Here is a 16,769-nt window from a genome sequence, read left to right as displayed (position 1 = left end):
GTTCTAGTGTGTTACTTCTTCCCCTCGAAGGCATCTGCCAGGGAGTTCAGGATCTCGGTGTACGTCGTAATCGACTCGTTGATGTACGTATCCTGCGGTGCCACCAGGACGTGGTTGTCCTTCAGCGCCGGCACGCTCTTCAGCGCATCGGCGCGCTTGATCACATCCGCGGCCGGGGAGTAATCCGGCTTGTCAGCGTTGACGGCACCGTCGCGGTCTAGCACCAGCATCCAGTCCGGCTTCGCCTTTGCGATAGCCTCGACGGAAATGTCATCGCCCTCGTGGTTGCTAGAGGCGTTGTCAACCTTCAGCGCCGGATCCATTCCCAGCCAGTCGAACACCGGCCCCCATACGCGACCGACGTGCGGCGCAACATAGCCGATTTCTCCGCCGGAGACGTTGACGGCCATGACCTTCTTACCGCCATCCAGCTTGTCGTAGGCCTTCTTCGCACGCTCCTTCGCGCCCTTGAAGTCTTTCACCATCTTTTCGGCTTCGTCCTTCTTGTCGAAGACCTCACCGAGGGTGGTGATCTGGCGGATCAGCTCTTCGTCCAGGGGCTTGCCTTCGCGGGGCTCCAGCTCCACAACGGCTGCGTCCGGGACCAGCTTCTTGATCTCCTCGTCGTGGCTCGAGAAACGCTGGCCGCTAATCACCAGGTCCGGCTGGGCTGCCACTAGGGCCTCGAAGTCAGGCTCCTTGTGGTTGCCGAGGTCCTTGATTCCCTCGTTTTCCTTGTAGTCGGTGACACTCGCCGGGACCAGCTTCTTCGGCGCTGCGGTCAGCTCCACTCCCCACTTGTTAAGGATCTCGAAGCTGCGGTTGTCCAGTGCAACCACGGACTTCGGGTTCTTCGGCACCTGTACGCTGCCGCTGTTGTCCTCGATAGTGATCGAGTTTTCGCTATTCAGGTTGTTGGAGGTGCCGTTGTCTTCCGTAGAGCCACATGCCGCTACGGACATGCCCACCGCCACCAGCGCGGCGAGCATCTTAATGCGATTCTTTGCCATTCTTCCCTTTAATGTCAGGTTCAGTGAACGCTACAGTTAGCCGAACCTTACATAGGGTTTACTAAGTTAGTCAAGCCTTCCCTGCTTACGGGGGTCTATCTCGCGTTCGTTGTCGCGGTATTTCTTTTCGGACGCCGCCCTGGACTCAACCCACCACTTTTCATTGCGGCGGTACCATTCCACCGTCTCGGCAAGCCCGGAGGCGAAGTCCGTGAAGCGTGGCTGCCACCCGAGTTCGGCAATGCTGCTGGGATCAATCGCATAGCGGCGATCGTGGCCAGGACGGTCGGTGACGTGCACAAAGTCATCTGCTGGACGTCCGAAGAGCCCCAGCAGGTCTTGCACAACCTGTAGGTTAGAGCGCTCCCCTTCCGCGCCAATGAGGTAGGTCTGCCCCAGCTCGCCGGAATCCAGGATCGCCCAGACAGCGTCGTTGTGATCGTCTACGTGGATCCAGTCGCGGACATTTTCCCCCGTGCCATACAGCCGGGGTTTGTGTCCCTCAATCAGCCCCGTGATTTGGCGGGGGATGAACTTCTCCGGGTGTTGGCGCGGGCCGTAGTTGTTCGAGCAGTTGGAGATCGTGGCCTTTAGCCCCCGCGAACGCACGAAGGCGCGGACGAAGTGATCCGCCGCCGCCTTCGACGCCGAATAGGGCGAAGAGGGGTTGTATGGAGTGTCCACCGTGAAGCGATTCGGATCGTCCAAGGCGAGGTCGCCGAAGACCTCGTCGGTGGAAATGTGGTGCAGGCGCACCCCGAAGTCAGCGGCCGCCTGGGCGACGTTCAGGGTGCCCTCCACGTTGCTGCGGGCGAAGATCGCGGGCGTGGCCAGGGAATTATCGTTGTGACTCTCCGCCGCGAAGTGCACGATCGCCACCCGGTCGGCGGCGGACTGCTGGGGCTCGGCAGCGCCTTTGCTTCCCACGTCCCCTGCGGGCTCGGCAATCACAATCGCCCGCTCCAGGGCTGCCCGGAAAGCCGACGCATCCGCCACGTCGCCTTCGATAAACTCCACCCGCCCCGGATAGGAATCCTCCAGCGGGCTGCCATCGTCAGTGCGCAGATTCAGTGGATTGGCTGCGTACGTGAGGGCGTCAAAAATAAGAACCTTGACATCCGGCCGGGTCTTCAACGTGCGGTGGACGAAGTTTGCACCGATGAAGCCCGCCCCGCCAGTGACGAGGACGGTAGAAAATCTGCTCACGCTACTCCCCTGGCAATTAGTTCAGGCCGGCATAGGAGTGCAGGCCAGAGACCACCATGTTGATGAAGAAGAGGTTGAAAACCATCGTCGCGAAGGCGAAGACGTTGATCCACGCGGACTTCGGGCCGCGCCAACCCGGGGTGGCGCGGGCATGCAGGTAGGCGGCGTACAGGATCCAGGTGATGAAGGAGACGGTCTCCTTCGGGTCCCAGTTCCAAAAACGACCCCAGGCGGCATCCGCCCAGATAGCGCCAAAGATGATGCCCAGGCCGAAGATCGGCAGTGCCCACACGGCAGTGCGATAGGCCAGAGTATCCAGCTTGGTGGCCTCCGGCAGCGGCTCGGCGATAGTACCCAGCCAGCCCTTTTCCTGCCCCTTCGGGTGCGCACGGCGAACCAGGTACATCAGGGACGCCAAACCGGACATCATGCCGATGCCAGCGCCGATAGCGACGGTGGAGACGTGAATGATCAACCAGTAGGACTTCAGTGCCGGAACCACCGGGGCGGTCTCCGCGTACAACTTGGTGCCTGCGTAGAAGAGCAGAGCCACGACCGGGGTCAGGATCCACGGCCACATCACGCGCATGGCCTTGCGGCGCACCATCGATGCCGCGATGATCATGGCGAACAGGGTGACCACGCCGACGTACTCAAAGAGGTTGCCCCACGGGAAACGGCTGGTAGCCAGGCCACGCAGAACCACGAACACGGCGTGCATGGCAACGGCCAGCCAGACCAGCGACTGGGTGATGCCGCCCAGCTTGTCCGTGCGTTCCAGAGACTTGGTCAGGCGATCGGAGCGCAGACGCTCCGGCAGTTGTGCCTCGAAGGAAGCGAAGTCGGGCTCAATGTCGTCGCCAGTGACCTCACCGGCATCGGCGACATCCGAGTCGGCCACATCGCCCGCAGCACCTGCGCCAACGGCCACCTTGGCGGTGGAGTTAGCACGTGCGGACTGCTCCGCCTGCAGCTTCTCCAGCTCCTCTGCGCGCTGACGGCGGCGGTCCGCACCTGCGCGAACCATCCCGTAGAACACTAGGGAAACGGCGAGCGCCAGCAGGTACAAAGCCTCCGCTGTGCGGAAGGCCAAGTCGGAGAATTCGGATAGCTGCGGATCGATCTGCATCGAAAAATCCTTCTGAAAAGTGTTAATTCGCTACAAAGTATCAGCCTAGCGCCTATTTGCGCCCTTCCACAATCACTTGTCGTCATCCTCCCAGTCGGCGGAATCTACGTCGTAGTCCTCGTCCAGGGCCTCTTCCTCCAGCCCCAGCACGCGCTCGGCACGGCGGTTGAACTCGCGACCCCATCCGGCGGAGTCCGTGCGGGACAGTCCGGCGATCTGAATCAGCGTGCCCTCACCCTCCGGGGTGATGCGCACCCAGACGCGGCGGCGCTTCACGGCCAGGGACCCGACCAGCGAGGCGAGCATCAGCACGGCAAATACCAGAACCCAGGTAGTCGTTGGATCCTTAGAGATCTGCAGGTTCACAAACTCCTTGGCACCGTCGAAGGTGATCTTTGTGCCATCGTCCAGGGTGACGGACTCGCCCTTCTCCAGGTTCACGCGATCCAGCATCTGCATCTGGCCGGAGTGCAGCGCCTCCCTATCCAAGGAAAAGATGTTCTGGCTGCGCCCGCCGTCCAGGCCGGTATCGCCGCGATAGACGTCGATCGCAACTGCAGGGTCACGCATCGCCGGGAAGTTGGAGGAAAGGATCTTGCCCTTCGGTCCCGTCCACTCTGCCGACGGCGCGAACAGGCCTTGCAGGGAAATCTGATTCTTGCGGCGTTCCTGCAGGTCGGGGTACATGCCCGCGGGCGGATCCCAGCGCACCGCACCAGAGGACAGGAAGTAGGTCAAGTCGTCGGGACGGAACTGCACCGTCTCCGTGCGCTTCTCCCCGTTCGGCCACTGGATAGTGAACGTCGGCGCATAGCCGTGACCCTGCAGGTACACGCGGTTGCCCTGGAAACGCAGCGGGTGGTTGACCTTCAATGTCTCGTGCTGCCACTGTTCCGTCGGCTTGAAGGCATCTTCCTTGCCCGCGAAATCGATGTTCGACTCGAAGCCCACGGCCTGGCCGTTTGGCAAGTAGTCAGCCTTAAAGTCCTTCACATTCACACAAAAAGGAGTCAACCCCGTGCCATCGAACACCGGGCCGTTGCGGAAGGAATCGTAGTTGGATACGGCAGAGTTGCAGAACTGCGACTGCTCGCTATCCGTCCCAGCCACCACGATGACCTGGCCTTCGTAGTACAGCATCTTGCCCGCTGCCACGGCGATGAGGATGCCCACCAGCGACAGGTGGAACACCAGGTTCGCAGCCTCGCGCAGGTAGCCCTTTTCCGCCGACATGGACCATGCTCCGGCGCGGTCGTCTTCCTTGTCGACCTCGTTGATATTCCAGCCCTTGAACTCCTCGCGCAGGGACTTCTGCACGTCCTCAACGGACTGGTCGACGGTGCCGGAGTAGTGATACGGCATGCGGTCCAGGCGCTTCGGCGCTGGCGGCGGGGAAGAACGTAGCGCCTTGTAGTGATCGATACTGCGCGGCAGGATGCAGCCGACCAGGGAAACGAACAGCAGAACGTAGATCGCCACAAACCACGAGGAGCTAAAAACATCGAAAAGCTGCAGCTTGTCGAAGACCTGGGCGGTCTTGCCGTTGGCGTCAATATACTCGGCAACCTTGCCCTCGTTGAGCGACCGCTGTGGCAGCAGCGCGCCCGGGATCGCGGCCAGCGCCAGCAGGAAAAGCAGCACCAGGGCCGTCTTCATCTTCGTGAGCCACTGCCAGCCCTTCTTCGGCAAGCTCAGGATTTTCTTCAGCATGGTTGCTCTTTCGTACTTTCGCTCTCTCGTTCTTTATTGACGCCCACTGCTCAGCCGCGACCGTTCCCCTCAGGCCGACGGCATGGGTTCGGCTCTAGATCGGCAGGGTCTTGTCAGAGATAAATACCTCTCGGATGTATTCCACAAATGTCGCCCACTGCCCCGTGACCAGCAACAGCCCCACGATGATCAGCATCGCGCCGCCGATCATTTGGATGGTGTGGGAGTGCTTGCGCAGCCAGCTAATTCCCGACAGCGCCTTGGAGGATCCCAGCGCCACGACAATGAATGGTAGCCCGAGGCCCAGACAATAAGCGACGATCAGGATCACGCCCCGGGCGGCGGTCATGCCCTGAGTGCCAGCGGAAACCGAAACGATGGAAGCCAGCGTGGGGCCCAGGCACGGGGTCCAGCCCAGGGCAAACACCCCGCCCAGCAGGGGCGCGCCGGCGATGGTGGTCCAGCGCTTGGGGCTCAGGCGCGTATCGCGCTGCAACGGGGAGATGAATCCCAAGAACACCACGCCCATGGCAATCGTCACTCCGCCACCGATGCGCATCAGCAGGTCCTGGTTAAGCCTCAGCGCGCTGATCACACCGAAGACGGTGGCCGTGGCCAGCACAAACACGACGGTAAAGCCCAGCACGAACAGCAATGCGGCAGTGGCCACTCGGCCACGCTTGGCCTTGACCACCGTGCCTTGCTGGGTGAATTCTGTCTCCGCGCCGACGACTCCGGCGAGATAGGAGATGTAGCCGGGCACCAATGGAATGACGCAGGGCGAGGCAAAGGAAACCAGGCCCGCGAGTGCGGAGACCAGCAACGCGAGCAACAGCGGACCGGCGGCCGCCGTATCCGCGAAGGACTCGCCGATCGACTCCGCAAGGATCATCTATTCGTCCTCATTCAATAGCGGCTCGACCTGCTCCCACAGCTCCTTGTCCGTCACTTCCTTCAGGAAGATATGTGCCGGGCGGTGCTGCTTATCCAGGACGATGGTGGTGGGGATCACCGAAGCTGGTACACCACCCAGCGCCAGAGCCGTCTTGAACGGCGGGTCGTAGATCGACGGGTAGGTGATCCCGTTGTCCTTGACGAAGTCCTGTGGTTTTTCCTTCACATTGTCGCGCACGTTGATGCCCAGTACGGTTCCGCCACCGTGCTTCTCCAGCTTCTCCTGGACCCGCTGCAGGTCGTCGGATTCACTGCGGCAGGGGCCACACCACTGCCCCCAGGCATTCAGCACCACGACCTGGCCGTCGAAGTCGGTCAGGGAGATCTCGCCATCGCCGCTCAAGTCGGTGCCCACGAAGTCGGCAACCTTCTTGCGCTCCTCCGGCTTGTAGTGGATGCTGGTCTGCCCGCCGGGGGAAACGAACTCGAAGCTACCGCCGCTGGCCACTGCGTTGGTGCCTGCGGTGTTTTCCTCTCCGCAGGAGACGAGCGCCGCACCGCCAGCCATGAGGCACACCGCGAGTGCAGCTGTCGTAGTTTTAATGCGCACTGTTAAATCTCCTGCGCCGGCTCGGAATAGAACAGGTCAGTCAGCTGCCCGCCGTCGAACACCAGGGAGGTCACGGAGGCCAGCTCGCACTGGCGATCAGCCGGATTGTGCGCCAGTGATAGTCCCTGCGCATCGCGCTGGATCATCACGATCGGCAGCTGGTGGGTGACCAGAACGGCCTCGTGCCCGCGGGCCTTCTCGCGCGCGGCGTCGACGGCCTCCCACATACGGTCGGCGATCTCCTGATAGGGCTCGCCCCAGCTAGGGACGGTGGGATTCTTCAGCATCGGCCAACGCTTTGGGTTCCACAGTGCGCTGCGCACGCCCTTGATGTGGAGCCCCTGCAGGTCGTTGCCAGCTTCGATGATGCGTTCGTCCGTCTGGACCTCCAGACCCAGCTTCTCCGCGAAAGGACGGGCAGTTTCCTGCGCCCGCTGGAGTGGGGAGGCAGCCAGATACACCACATCATGGTCCGCGAGATCGGCCGCGGTGGCGTGCGCCATGTTCCGCCCCCGCTCGGAGAGTCGATAGCCAGGCAGACGGCCGTAGAGAATGCGATCCGGGTTGTGCACTTCTCCGTGCCGTACAAGGTGAACGATCGTAGCCATGGTCACCTAGCTTACAGTGCCCACCACCCCAACCCAAGTAAGGCGAACCCCGCTTTAGAGGCCTCTTACAGGCCTTTTAGGCGGAGCCCTGAACTACTTCTGGGCGGCGGCTGCAGCCTGGGCAGCGGAGGTAGCGGCCGCGGCGATCTTCTCGAAGTCGGCGTCCGTCAACGCAGTGGATACGAACCAGGTCTCAAACACGCTCGGCGGCGGGAACACGCCGGCGTCCAAAAACGCGTGGAAGAAGGCCGGGTAGCGGAAGGTATCCGCGGCCTTCATCTCCGCGAAGTTGGTGCCCTCCCCTTCCGCGAAGCGCACGCTCAACATATTGCCTGCGCGCTGAATGTTGTGGGCGACAGAGGCCTGGCTCAGAGCGTCGGACAGGATGCCTGCCAGCGCCTCGGCATTCTCGTCGAGCTTCTGGTATGCGGCGGCGTCCGCCAACTTCAAAGAGGCCAAGCCCGAAGCGACAGCGACCGGGTTACCCGACAGAGTACCGGCCTGGTAGACCGGGCCGACAGGCGCGAGGTGATCCATGATCTCCGCCTTACCGCCGAACGCCGCGGCGGGCAGACCACCGGACACAACCTTGCCGAAGGTGGTCAGGTCGCCAGCCACGCCGTCCTTGCCGAACCAGCCGGACTCGCTGACGCGGAAGCCGGTCATGACCTCATCGACGATCAGCAGGGCGCCGTTCTCGTGGGCAATGCGCTGCAACTCCGCGTTGAAGCCCTGCGGGTTCACGGTGCCCATGTTGCCCGGCGCGCCCTCGACGATGATCGCGGCGATCTCGCCTGGGTGGGCTGCAAAAGCGTCCTCCACGGCCTGGACGTCGCGGTAAGGAACCACAACGGTATCGCCCGCAGCTGCCTTCGTAATGCCCGGCGAATCCGGCAGGCCGAAAGTAGCCACACCGGAACCGGCGGCGACCAGCAGAGAGTCAACGTGCCCGTGGTAGCAGCCCTCGAACTTCAGGATCTTGTCGCGGCCCGTGTAGCCACGCGCCAGGCGGATGGCGGACATCGTGGCCTCGGTGCCGGAGTTCACCAGGCGAGCCTTTTCCACGGATGTGCGGCGGACGATCTCCTCCACCAGGTCCACTTCCATGGTGGTCGGGGCGCCGAAAGACAGGCCGTGCCCCACGGCTTCGCGCACCGCCTCGACGATCTGGGGGTGGGCGTGGCCGTGGATCATCGGTCCCCACGAGCAGAACAGATCCACGTAGGAGTTGCCGTCAATGTCGTTCAGCGTGGATCCCTGCGCGGAGGTGATGAAAGGCGGAGTGCCACCCACCGAGCCAAACGCGCGGACCGGCGAGTTCACGCCGCCGGGGATGAGGGTGCGAGCCCGCTCGAAGGCCTCGGCACTAGCGCGGCCGTTGGAATGGTTGTTGGGCTGCTGCGGATCGACAGTTACAGACACGAAGTAATCCTTCCCGCCACCTCAAAGGTGGTTAGCTTGCAATACCCACCAGCCTAGCGCGGCTACCCCTGGGACTGTTCAAGCTCCTCATCCGCGGCCTCGGCGCGAGCCAAGGAGATCGCCTCGGCGCGCTGCTTTTCCTGCTTTCGCAGCTCCCTGATTTCCCGTCGGCGGGCCACCCAGCCCTGCCACGAATGGGTCTGGCGCAGAGTGCCCCGAGCGTAATTACGGTGCAGAATACGCGCGCTGCGGCTTTCGATCAGCGTGGAGCTGAGCAGCATGAATACCGTCGCCAGCAGCGGGTTAAGCACACCGGCAACAGCCAGGGTTGCGCCGATCGCGTTATAGGTCCAGGACAGCCACACGTTCCAGTCAGTGGTGTTGCGCACGTGGCGCAGCAGGTTGACCAGCTCCGGCAGGGCGGAGACGTCCTCGCGCTGCATCACCACGTCCGCCACCTCAGCGGCGGTGGGGTCGATGCGGTTCGACGAAGCCATGAGGATACCCACATCGGCGACCCGCAGCGCCCCCAGCACGTCGCGGTCGCCGACCATGGCCACGCGCACACCCATGGCATGCACGCCGCGCACGGTGGCCTCCTTCCGGTTCGGCGGGATGCCAGCCAGCACGGTGGAGATGCCAATGGAGTTCGCGGTGCGTCGCGCCACTGGGTAAATATCGCGGGAGAGCATATAGGTCTCCAGCTGCATATCCTCCAGCCGGTCGATCGCGGCCGGGGCGTCGTCCTTGAAGCTATCTGCCAGGCTGATGACTCCCCGGTCCTTGCCCTTCCAGCTGACGATGACCGGTGACCCGCCGCCCAGAGCAGCGGTAGCCAGGTGCGGGTCACGGATCTCGCCCAGATCGTGCGGTCGCCACAGACGCGCCTTGACGTGGCGCATCTCGCCGTCGACGGGCAGCTCCACCATGCCCTCGAACGTGCCGTCCTTGGTGATCTTCACCTCGCCGACGTCCAGCCAGTTGGGGGTCTCCTCCCCGCCCGCGCCCGCATCGCGCGCCTCTCGGTCGGCACGCACCAGGGCCTGGGACACGGCATGCTCGGACTCCAGCGACAGGGCGCCGGCCACGCGCAGAATCAGGTCCGGGTTCTCCCCCTTGGAAGGCGTAACGCCAATGACGTGCATGGGCCCATCGGTGAGGGTGCCCACGCGGTTGAAGATGATGGCGTCCACCTCAGCGAGCTTGTGAATGGTGCCCGTATCGCGCAGCAGGGCGCCGGAGGTCGCAGCACGCCACAACCCCAAGCGCAGCGCCAGCGGAGCCGATAGAGCCAGGGCGACCGGCGCGACGACCGCCAGCACCGACAGGGCGGTGGCCATCGCCGCATCGAAGGACTTCGTCACTGCAAGCCAGGCAATAAAGTCCACGACCGCCAGACCAAAAGCCCAGGGCACTAGCAGACTCGCGGTGCGGTTCGTCAGCTGCGTCAGGCGCGTCTCATCCAGCGCGGAACCGCGCACCCATTGGTGCATCGCTGCCAAACGCGTGGAGGAGCCCGTCGCATGCACGCGCATCTTCAACGCCGCACCATGGTTGCGGGCGCCGGCGTAAATGCGATCGCCGACGGAGACCTCAAAGGTACGGTGCAGGCCACCGACCGGACCCATGTCCACCAGGGACTTACCACTGATGATCTCTCCATCGCTGGGCACCATCATGCCGGTGGGGATGATGATGTCGTCGCCCGTGCGGATCTCCGCAATCGGGATGTCCTTCTTTTCCGTCTTGGACTTACGTGTTTTTCGCACCACGGTCACTTGCTTAGCCGCAGGCACCGTCAGCACGGACAGCATCGACTTCGAGCGCAACGCCGTGCGCCGGGACAGCAGTCGACCGAACAGCAGCAGAATCGTTCCGCCGCAGGCCACATCGAAGAACACCGCGCCTTGAATGTGCCGCGCCGACCACACACCGGCCAGCAGCACTTGGTGACTTTCCCACCCCACGTCGCCCGCGGAGGTAAAAACCAACATCCATGCGGAGTACAGATAAGCCAGGACGATCGCCACGGAACTGGCGCCGTCCAGCGCCGATTGTCTACGTCTTAGCCCTCCGAAGAAGGCGCGGTGGAACGGCCAAGCGCACCAGGTGACAACCGGGGTCGCAAGTGCCAAGCACACCCACTGCCAGTAGTGAAACTGCCAGGCAGGAACAACCTGCAGCACCACCACGGGCAGCCCCAACACGACCGCGACGATCAGTCGCATCCGAGTGATCAGCTCGCGGGCGGTATGCAAGCCTTCGGTCGAATCGAAGGGGTTGCTGCGGCGAAACCTTTCGAACTCCGCCTTGTTCGCATCCCACCGCTTTCGGTTTTCGGCCGCCGCCCACGCGCGCCGGTGGGCCGTGGCGTGGCGCCGCATGCGCCGCCGCGTTTCCTCAATTTCCAGCCGGGATGCCCGACGGCGTAGCGAGGAATCAGTCAGCCAGCTATCCAGGTTGTGCCGTTCCAGCACTTCCTGGATTTCCGCAGGGGTCACCCGGTCCTCGGCAGAGATCCAGGCCATGCCGGTGGAGTACACCACTGCCGCCTGCACTCCCGGAATGTCGTTGAGCTCCTCCTCCACCGCGGTGGCCTCCACCGCGGATTCCAGCCCCTCCAGCCGGTAGGCGAAGCTGGCCAGTCCCCATCGTTCCCGGGCCGCGCGGTCGATCTCTTCGTCCGACTGCGCGGACCTTTCCATGTCAAAGCCGGCCTTAGCAGCAGCTGCGCGGGCTTGCAGGATTGCCTCGTCCACGTCGTCGACGTGCACGTTCGTCTGTCGCGCCGCGCGAGTACTGGTGGGGACGATATTCGAGTTTGGTTCAGCCATTGCTGCTAGCCCCGCAGTTCGTCGCCCGGCAGTCTACCGTCACCTTCGACGGGGGTTTCTTCGAGCCGATGCCCGGCGTCAAAAAATGGATTAACCGCTGGCCGGTAGGCCATCAGCAGGGCGACAGCCACCCACAGGGCGATGAGCGCCTGGCCGGGGCCGGTGAAGCCGAAAACCCAACCTGCCAGCATGAACAGAATGCCGATCGCGCCCAGCCACAGCACCAGACGGCGCTTACCGCGGTAGCCGTCGCGCACGCCGGGGGCGAAGAACACCAGCAGCGCGCCAACCACAACGTTGATCCCGCCGAGGATGCGGACGTTGTTGATCATGAAGCGCATGTGCTCGGCCTCTTCGGCACTCGTGGGCTCGCGGTCCCACGAGGCCGTTAGGGACAGCACGCCGACCAGAACCATGATGGCGCCACCGAAAACCAACATCGCGAAAGAAGCGATGACCATGCGGGGCGTGGGGTCGCCGGGTTGCCAATACGCGACCCGACGGTTCGGATCGTCGCTATTGGGCACCATCGAGGGGAACATTGCCGGCATGTCTAGCGCCCTCCCCAGGTGTGGTCGTTATTGTTCTGGTTGTTTTTGCTGTTCTGCTGCTGTTTTTGTTGTTTCTCTTCTTCTTTTTGACGCCGCATTTCAGCCCGGTACTCGTCGAGCTCCTTGGAGTATTTGTCCATCTCCTTTTCGCTGGGCACACCCAACCAATCGCGATTCTCCGGGCGGGCCATAAACCACATGCCGAGTGCCGCACCCACGCCAGAGAGGATGGTCAGCACGCCGATAAGCAGCACGAAGCCCACGGGCATGAATTCCGGCCCGCTGGTGAACGTGATGAGCACCGCGTTGAGGATCATGAATAAGGAGGCGACGTTGAGGAACATCCGGGAGTACGGACCACCGCGCCCCGCACGCAAAGCCAGGAAAGCGCACACCACCGAGGCTACGATGCCCCAGATCAGCGAGGATACGTTGACCTGCGTGGCGATCTGGGAGGCATCCCGGTCGGCCAGCACACTGGCGAACATGCCTGTCTGACTGTCCAGCATTCCCTGGCTGCTCTTGGTCAGGTTGCGCGGATCGGCGAGGTTGGAAACGAACTGCACCACACTGGCCAACAGTTGGAGCACCGAGACAGCCAGCCACGCCCACACTCCGAAACGGACATCCTCCGGCGCGTTCTGCAGGTTCGGAGCAAGCCCATCCTTGCGTCCCACCTTCGGTGGCTTCGGTGGTTTCGGCGTGCCCGTAGGTCCACCGGTGCCCTGGGGGCGCGGGTGGTACTGCTCTGTGTTCATGTGTGCGCTGCTATTCATATAGCCTCTTAGCCTACTGTGACCGCTTAGGTTAAAGCATCTTTGGACGCAGCATCTGCGCCACCCGGGTGGCCCAGTACGTCAGGATGATGTCCGCCCCGGCGCGGCGAATGCCGTAGATGGATTCCATAATTGCGGCTTCCTCGTCGATCCAGCCGTTCTGGGCTGCTGCGGAAATCATCGCGTATTCGCCGGACACCTGGTAGGCGGCCACAGGCACAGGCGACATGTTCGCTACCTCGCGCAGCACGTCCAGGTAGGGCATGGCGGGCTTAACCATCACCATGTCTGCGCCTTCGTCGATATCCAGCTGCGTTTCCAGGATGGATTCGCGGAGGTTTCGGGGGTCCTGCTGGTAGGTGCGGCGGTCGCCTTGCAGGGAGGACCCCACGGCCTCGCGGAACGGGCCAAAGAAGGCAGAGGCGTACTTCGCGGAATAAGCCATGATGGATACGTCCTGGTGGCCGGCCTCGTCCAGGGCCTCGCGGATGTGGCGGATCTGGCCGTCCATCATGCCGGAAGGGCTGACGATGTGCGCGCCAGCGTCGGCCTGCGCGACCGCCATCTTGGCGTACTGCGGCAGGGTTGCATCATTGTCGACGATCTGGTGGCCAAAGCGGTCGGTGGACAGCACACCACAGTGGCCGTGGTCGGTGAACTCGTCCAGGCACGTATCGGCCATCACCAGAATGTCGTCGCCGAAGCGCTGGCGCACCGCGTTGATGGCGCGGTTCAGGATGCCATCCTCGGCAACCGCCTGGCTTCCGGTCTCATCCTTATCCTCGTCCCGGGGAACGCCGAACAGGTCGACCGACCCCACGCCGGCGTTCGCGGCCTCCTCCACCGCGCGCAACAGTGAATCCTCCGTGTGCTGCTGCACCCCCGGCAGGCTGGTGATGTCGCGCGGGGCATCCAGCCCGTCGGCGATGAACATCGGTAGCACCAGCCGGTTGGGGTTCAGGTCCGTCTCCGCAGTGAAGTTGCGCATCTGCGGGGACGTGCGGAGTCGGCGGGGGCGGCGGAACGGGGTGTAGTTCGAAGTCATGCCCACGATGCTACTACCGCGCCCGGACGGGCTTGTTAAGCCCCGGTGTCCTTCTTTTCGGCCGTCTTTTTACGACGCCGCCTCCGCTTGCGCGGCGGCGGGAGCTGTCCCTTGGCGCGCAGGTCAGCCACGTGGGCAGCGAGGGCGTCCACAAGCTCCGGCACACCAGCGGCCTCGGGCATGACGTCGACGCGCAAGCCGTGCTCGCGAGCGGTCTGTGCGGCCATCGGTCCGATGCAGGCGATGATCGTGCGCGCATGTGGCTTGCCGGCGATGCCCACCAGGTTCTTCACGGTCGAGGAACTGGTGAAGCAGACTGCGTCGAATCCACCGGTCTTGATCATGTCGCGGATCTCCGGGCTGGGCGGGGCGGCGCGGACCGTGCGGTAGGCAACGACGTCTTCCACGTCCCAGCCCAGCTCGATCAGGCCGTCGACCAGCACGTCGGTGGCGATGTCGGCGCGTGGCAGCAGCACGCGATCCACCAGATCCAGATCCGGATCGTGCGGCGGGAATACGTCCACCAGGCCCGCAGCGTTGCGCGCATCGTCCTTCGGCAAAAGCTCTGGTGTGATGCCCAGGTCCTTCACGGCCTGGGAGGTCTTCGGCCCTACCGCGGCCACGCGCACGCCGGCCAGGGCGCGGGCGTCCAGGCCGAACTCGCGCAGCTTTTCCCACACGGCCTTCACCGCATTGACGCTGGTGAAGACGATCCAGTGGTAACGGCCGTCAACCAATCCCTTGATGGCGCGCTCCATCTGCACGGGGCTGCGGGGTGGCTCGACGGAGATCGTAGGGACCTCCACGGGAATGGCGCCATGCGAGGCCAGGCGGGCGCTCATGGGGCCAGCCTGGTTCTTCGCGCGTGGCACCAGAACAGTCCAGCCGTACAGAGCGCGGTTTTCCCACCAGGAGTACTTGGAGCGGTTGCCGACCTGCGAGCCCAGCGTGACGATGAGTTCGGTAGGCAGCTCACCATCCTTGGCGGCAGGACCGGATTGGGTGACGATGGACTTCATCGTGTCCAGGGTTGCATCGTAGCTGCGCTGGCGACGGGTGGTGCCGTGCAGAGTCACCGTCGCGGGAGTGGTTCCGGCGATGCCGCGGGCCTTCAGCTCCTGGGCAATGGTCGCCAGGTCCTCCGGGGCGGCGGTAAGGATCAACGGCAGGCCGGCGCCGGCCAGCTGATCCCAGTCAGTTCCACCACGCACATCGGCCTCTGTGACGTCGGGTCCCACTCCAATGCCGGTAAAGGCCGGCACGGCCACCGAGCCGGTCATGCCAGGGATCACCTGGAAGTCCACGGTGCTCGCCGCAACGTGCTGCAATTCGTCCATGACGGCGGGGTTGCTCAGCGGGTTGCCGGCGACGAGGCGCACCACGTCGTTGCCTGCCTTTGCGCAGGCGATCATCTGCTCGGCCAGGATGTCCGGGGCGACGACAAGCGCATCCGCGCTACCCTCGGCGGAGGCATCGCCGTCTTCCACCTGGCCTTCGTCTACCTGCGAAGCAGAGTCGTGGGCAGCGGGAGCTGCCAAGACAATCTCCGCTGCGGTCGGCGGGGCTGGACGTGGCGGACGGCGCCGGGCGCCGGCCTCCTTCGCAGCCTGTACTTTCGCTTCCCACTCAGCTTCCGCTGCATCCAGTTTCGCCTGCGGTACAGGAAGCCGGGTGGCAATGATGCTGCGCACGGATGCCAAAACCGAAGGATCCACCCATGCATGGGCGGTGGTTTCTAGGACGTCGCGCGCCCGAATGGTCAACAGCTCCGGGTTTCCGGGGCCAGCGCCCACGAAAAGAATTCGGCCGTGTCCAGTGGGAGCCAGGTCGGCTACTGCCGCCACGGTGGCCTGATCGGAGCCTCCCACCTGGGACAATCCGGAATCGGTCATAGTGGAACTTTCTAATTTGTCGCGTTGATATAAAAGGAGATTTAGTTGGTCTCTGCCACTAATTCAGCAGCACCGTCGTCAAGCAGTGCTCTTCCTATGCCGGTACCTATCGCTCTGGCAGCGTCTATGCACTCTTGCCAGCGGGGCTCCTCAGCTGCGGGGAAATCGCCCTCCGCGGTCGGGTCCGGGATATCAAAGGTGGCCTCGCCGACCTGCACCAGCTTGCGGGATCCGTCCATGGCAAACACGCCTCCGAACACGCGCAGGACGTGGCCCGTGGCGCCATCCGAATCCTCGTCCTCCGACGTGGTCCACAGGGAATAGGCTGCGACTGGTGCGGTGCAGCCGGCCTCCAGGGTGGACAGCACGGCGCGCTCTGCAACGGCAGCCATGTGGCTGGGCAGGTGGTCTAGGTGGCGGACGGCCTCCCAGGCAGCGTCGTCATCGGCCCGTACCTCCACGCTCAGCGCACCTTGGGCGGGCGCGGGCATGATCGTGCCGGGGTCAATCGACTCGGCGGCGCGGTGCAGCTGGCCAACGCGCTCTAGTCCCGCGCGTGCCAGCACGACCGCATCCAGGTCTTCCTCGGTGCGTCCCATGCGGGTATCGATGTTGCCGCGCAGAGGCAACAGTTCCAGGTCGGGACGCACGGCGCGGATCTGGGACACACGCCGGGGTGCGCTCGTTCCCACCTTGGCTCCCTGCGGCAGTTCCTGCAGGGTCTCGCTGTTCCGGCTGACCAGTACCTCGCGGGGGTCTACCCGGCGCGGAACGATGGTGCGGAAGCGCGCGTCCGGTGCGGTGGGCAGATCCTTGAAGGAGTGCACGGCTACGTCGCATTCGCCCGCATCGAGGGCCTTGCGCAGCGTCTCGGTAAACACTCCCACGCCGATGTTCGCCACCGGCGTCTGCGCTGCCTGTGAGGCATCCCCCGGGGTCTGAACCAGGTGCAGTTCCGCGTCATAACCAGCGGCGAGCATGCCCGCGCGGACGTGGCTGGTCTGGGTGGTCGCCAGGGCGGATCTACGGGTGCCGATCAAGAAGGTACGGGAGGTACGGGATGTCCGGGATGTCATGGAAAG

The 16,769-nt window shown here is 63.7% G+C and carries 14 protein-coding genes; all 14 read right to left on the bottom strand.

Annotation, left to right across the window (positions count from 1 at the left end; genetic code table 11):
* Positions 1-11: 11 nt before the first annotated feature.
* Entirely contained in the window at positions 12-1,010 is a 999-nt protein-coding gene (locus HMPREF2678_RS02935) for a siderophore ABC transporter substrate-binding protein (RefSeq protein ID WP_070550806.1), read from the bottom strand.
* A 66-nt stretch (positions 1,011-1,076) separates the two neighbouring features.
* Entirely contained in the window at positions 1,077-2,216 is a 1,140-nt protein-coding gene (locus HMPREF2678_RS02930; protein WP_070550804.1) for a dTDP-glucose 4,6-dehydratase, read from the bottom strand.
* Between the two features lie 16 nt (positions 2,217-2,232).
* Entirely contained in the window at positions 2,233-3,345 is a 1,113-nt protein-coding gene (ccsB, locus tag HMPREF2678_RS02925; RefSeq protein ID WP_070550802.1) for a c-type cytochrome biogenesis protein CcsB, read from the bottom strand.
* Positions 3,346-3,417: 72 nt separating this feature from the next.
* Positions 3,418-5,055 (bottom strand): cytochrome c biogenesis protein ResB, encoded by a 1,638-nt coding sequence (locus tag HMPREF2678_RS02920; protein ID WP_070550800.1) that lies wholly within the window; start codon positions 5,053-5,055, stop codon positions 3,418-3,420.
* A gap of 94 nt (positions 5,056-5,149) precedes the next feature.
* Positions 5,150-5,947, bottom strand: a complete 798-nt coding sequence (locus HMPREF2678_RS02915; RefSeq protein ID WP_034971027.1) for a cytochrome c biogenesis CcdA family protein — start codon at positions 5,945-5,947, stop codon at positions 5,150-5,152.
* Positions 5,948-6,517, bottom strand: coding sequence for a TlpA family protein disulfide reductase (locus tag HMPREF2678_RS02910; RefSeq protein ID WP_141747005.1), 570 nt, complete (start codon positions 6,515-6,517; stop codon positions 5,948-5,950). It lies immediately after the preceding gene.
* A gap of 44 nt (positions 6,518-6,561) precedes the next feature.
* Positions 6,562-7,167 carry a histidine phosphatase family protein gene (locus HMPREF2678_RS02905; protein WP_034971026.1) on the bottom strand — a complete coding sequence of 202 codons (606 nt, stop codon included), beginning with the start codon at positions 7,165-7,167 and terminating at the stop codon, positions 6,562-6,564.
* A gap of 93 nt (positions 7,168-7,260) precedes the next feature.
* Positions 7,261-8,589 (bottom strand): glutamate-1-semialdehyde 2,1-aminomutase, encoded by a 1,329-nt coding sequence (gene hemL, locus HMPREF2678_RS02900; protein WP_034971025.1) that lies wholly within the window; start codon positions 8,587-8,589, stop codon positions 7,261-7,263.
* A gap of 62 nt (positions 8,590-8,651) precedes the next feature.
* Positions 8,652-11,423, bottom strand: a complete 2,772-nt coding sequence (locus HMPREF2678_RS02895; RefSeq protein WP_083303399.1) for a heavy metal translocating P-type ATPase — start codon at positions 11,421-11,423, stop codon at positions 8,652-8,654.
* 5 nt (positions 11,424-11,428) lie between these two features.
* Positions 11,429-11,965: a DUF2157 domain-containing protein gene (locus HMPREF2678_RS02890; protein ID WP_237743919.1), complete on the bottom strand. Its 537-nt coding sequence runs from the start codon at positions 11,963-11,965 to the stop codon at positions 11,429-11,431.
* 11 nt (positions 11,966-11,976) lie between these two features.
* Positions 11,977-12,750 (bottom strand): hypothetical protein, encoded by a 774-nt coding sequence (locus tag HMPREF2678_RS02885; protein WP_070550796.1) that lies wholly within the window; start codon positions 12,748-12,750, stop codon positions 11,977-11,979.
* Between the two features lie 31 nt (positions 12,751-12,781).
* Positions 12,782-13,795, bottom strand: coding sequence for a porphobilinogen synthase (gene hemB / locus HMPREF2678_RS02880; protein WP_070550794.1), 1,014 nt, complete (start codon positions 13,793-13,795; stop codon positions 12,782-12,784).
* Positions 13,796-13,830: 35 nt separating this feature from the next.
* Positions 13,831-15,687 (bottom strand): uroporphyrinogen-III synthase, encoded by a 1,857-nt coding sequence (locus tag HMPREF2678_RS02875; RefSeq protein WP_034971022.1) that lies wholly within the window; start codon positions 15,685-15,687, stop codon positions 13,831-13,833.
* Between the two features lie 41 nt (positions 15,688-15,728).
* Positions 15,729-16,763, bottom strand: a complete 1,035-nt coding sequence (gene hemC, locus HMPREF2678_RS02870) for a hydroxymethylbilane synthase (RefSeq protein ID WP_070550792.1) — start codon at positions 16,761-16,763, stop codon at positions 15,729-15,731.
* Positions 16,764-16,769: the final 6 nt, after the last annotated feature.

Source organism: Corynebacterium sp. HMSC058E07 (assembly GCF_001809885.1).
In the GTDB taxonomy this organism is placed as follows: domain Bacteria; phylum Actinomycetota; class Actinomycetes; order Mycobacteriales; family Mycobacteriaceae; genus Corynebacterium; species Corynebacterium macclintockiae.
This window is presented reverse-complemented; position numbering and strand designations above follow the sequence as displayed.

Bases quoted from the DNA above. Each gene is read 5' to 3' on its own strand.
- HMPREF2678_RS02935 (WP_070550806.1), bottom strand. From the start codon at position 1,010: ATGGCAAAGAATCGCATTAAGATGCTCGCCGCGCTGGTGGCGGTGGGC.
- ccsB (WP_070550802.1), bottom strand. From the start codon at position 3,345: ATGCAGATCGATCCGCAGCTATCCGAATTCTCCGACTTGGCCTTCCGC.
- HMPREF2678_RS02920 (WP_070550800.1), bottom strand. From the start codon at position 5,055: ATGCTGAAGAAAATCCTGAGCTTGCCGAAGAAGGGCTGGCAGTGGCTC.
- HMPREF2678_RS02915 (WP_034971027.1), bottom strand. From the start codon at position 5,947: ATGATCCTTGCGGAGTCGATCGGCGAGTCCTTCGCGGATACGGCGGCC.
- HMPREF2678_RS02910 (WP_141747005.1), bottom strand. From the start codon at position 6,517: ATGGCTGGCGGTGCGGCGCTCGTCTCCTGCGGAGAGGAAAACACCGCA.
- HMPREF2678_RS02905 (WP_034971026.1), bottom strand. From the start codon at position 7,167: ATGGCTACGATCGTTCACCTTGTACGGCACGGAGAAGTGCACAACCCG.
- HMPREF2678_RS02895 (WP_083303399.1), bottom strand. From the start codon at position 11,423: ATGGCTGAACCAAACTCGAATATCGTCCCCACCAGTACTCGCGCGGCG.
- HMPREF2678_RS02890 (WP_237743919.1), bottom strand. From the start codon at position 11,965: ATGTTCCCCTCGATGGTGCCCAATAGCGACGATCCGAACCGTCGGGTC.
- HMPREF2678_RS02885 (WP_070550796.1), bottom strand. From the start codon at position 12,750: ATGAATAGCAGCGCACACATGAACACAGAGCAGTACCACCCGCGCCCC.
- hemB (WP_070550794.1), bottom strand. From the start codon at position 13,795: ATGACTTCGAACTACACCCCGTTCCGCCGCCCCCGCCGACTCCGCACG.
- HMPREF2678_RS02875 (WP_034971022.1), bottom strand. From the start codon at position 15,687: ATGACCGATTCCGGATTGTCCCAGGTGGGAGGCTCCGATCAGGCCACC.
- hemC (WP_070550792.1), bottom strand. From the start codon at position 16,763: ATGACATCCCGGACATCCCGTACCTCCCGTACCTTCTTGATCGGCACC.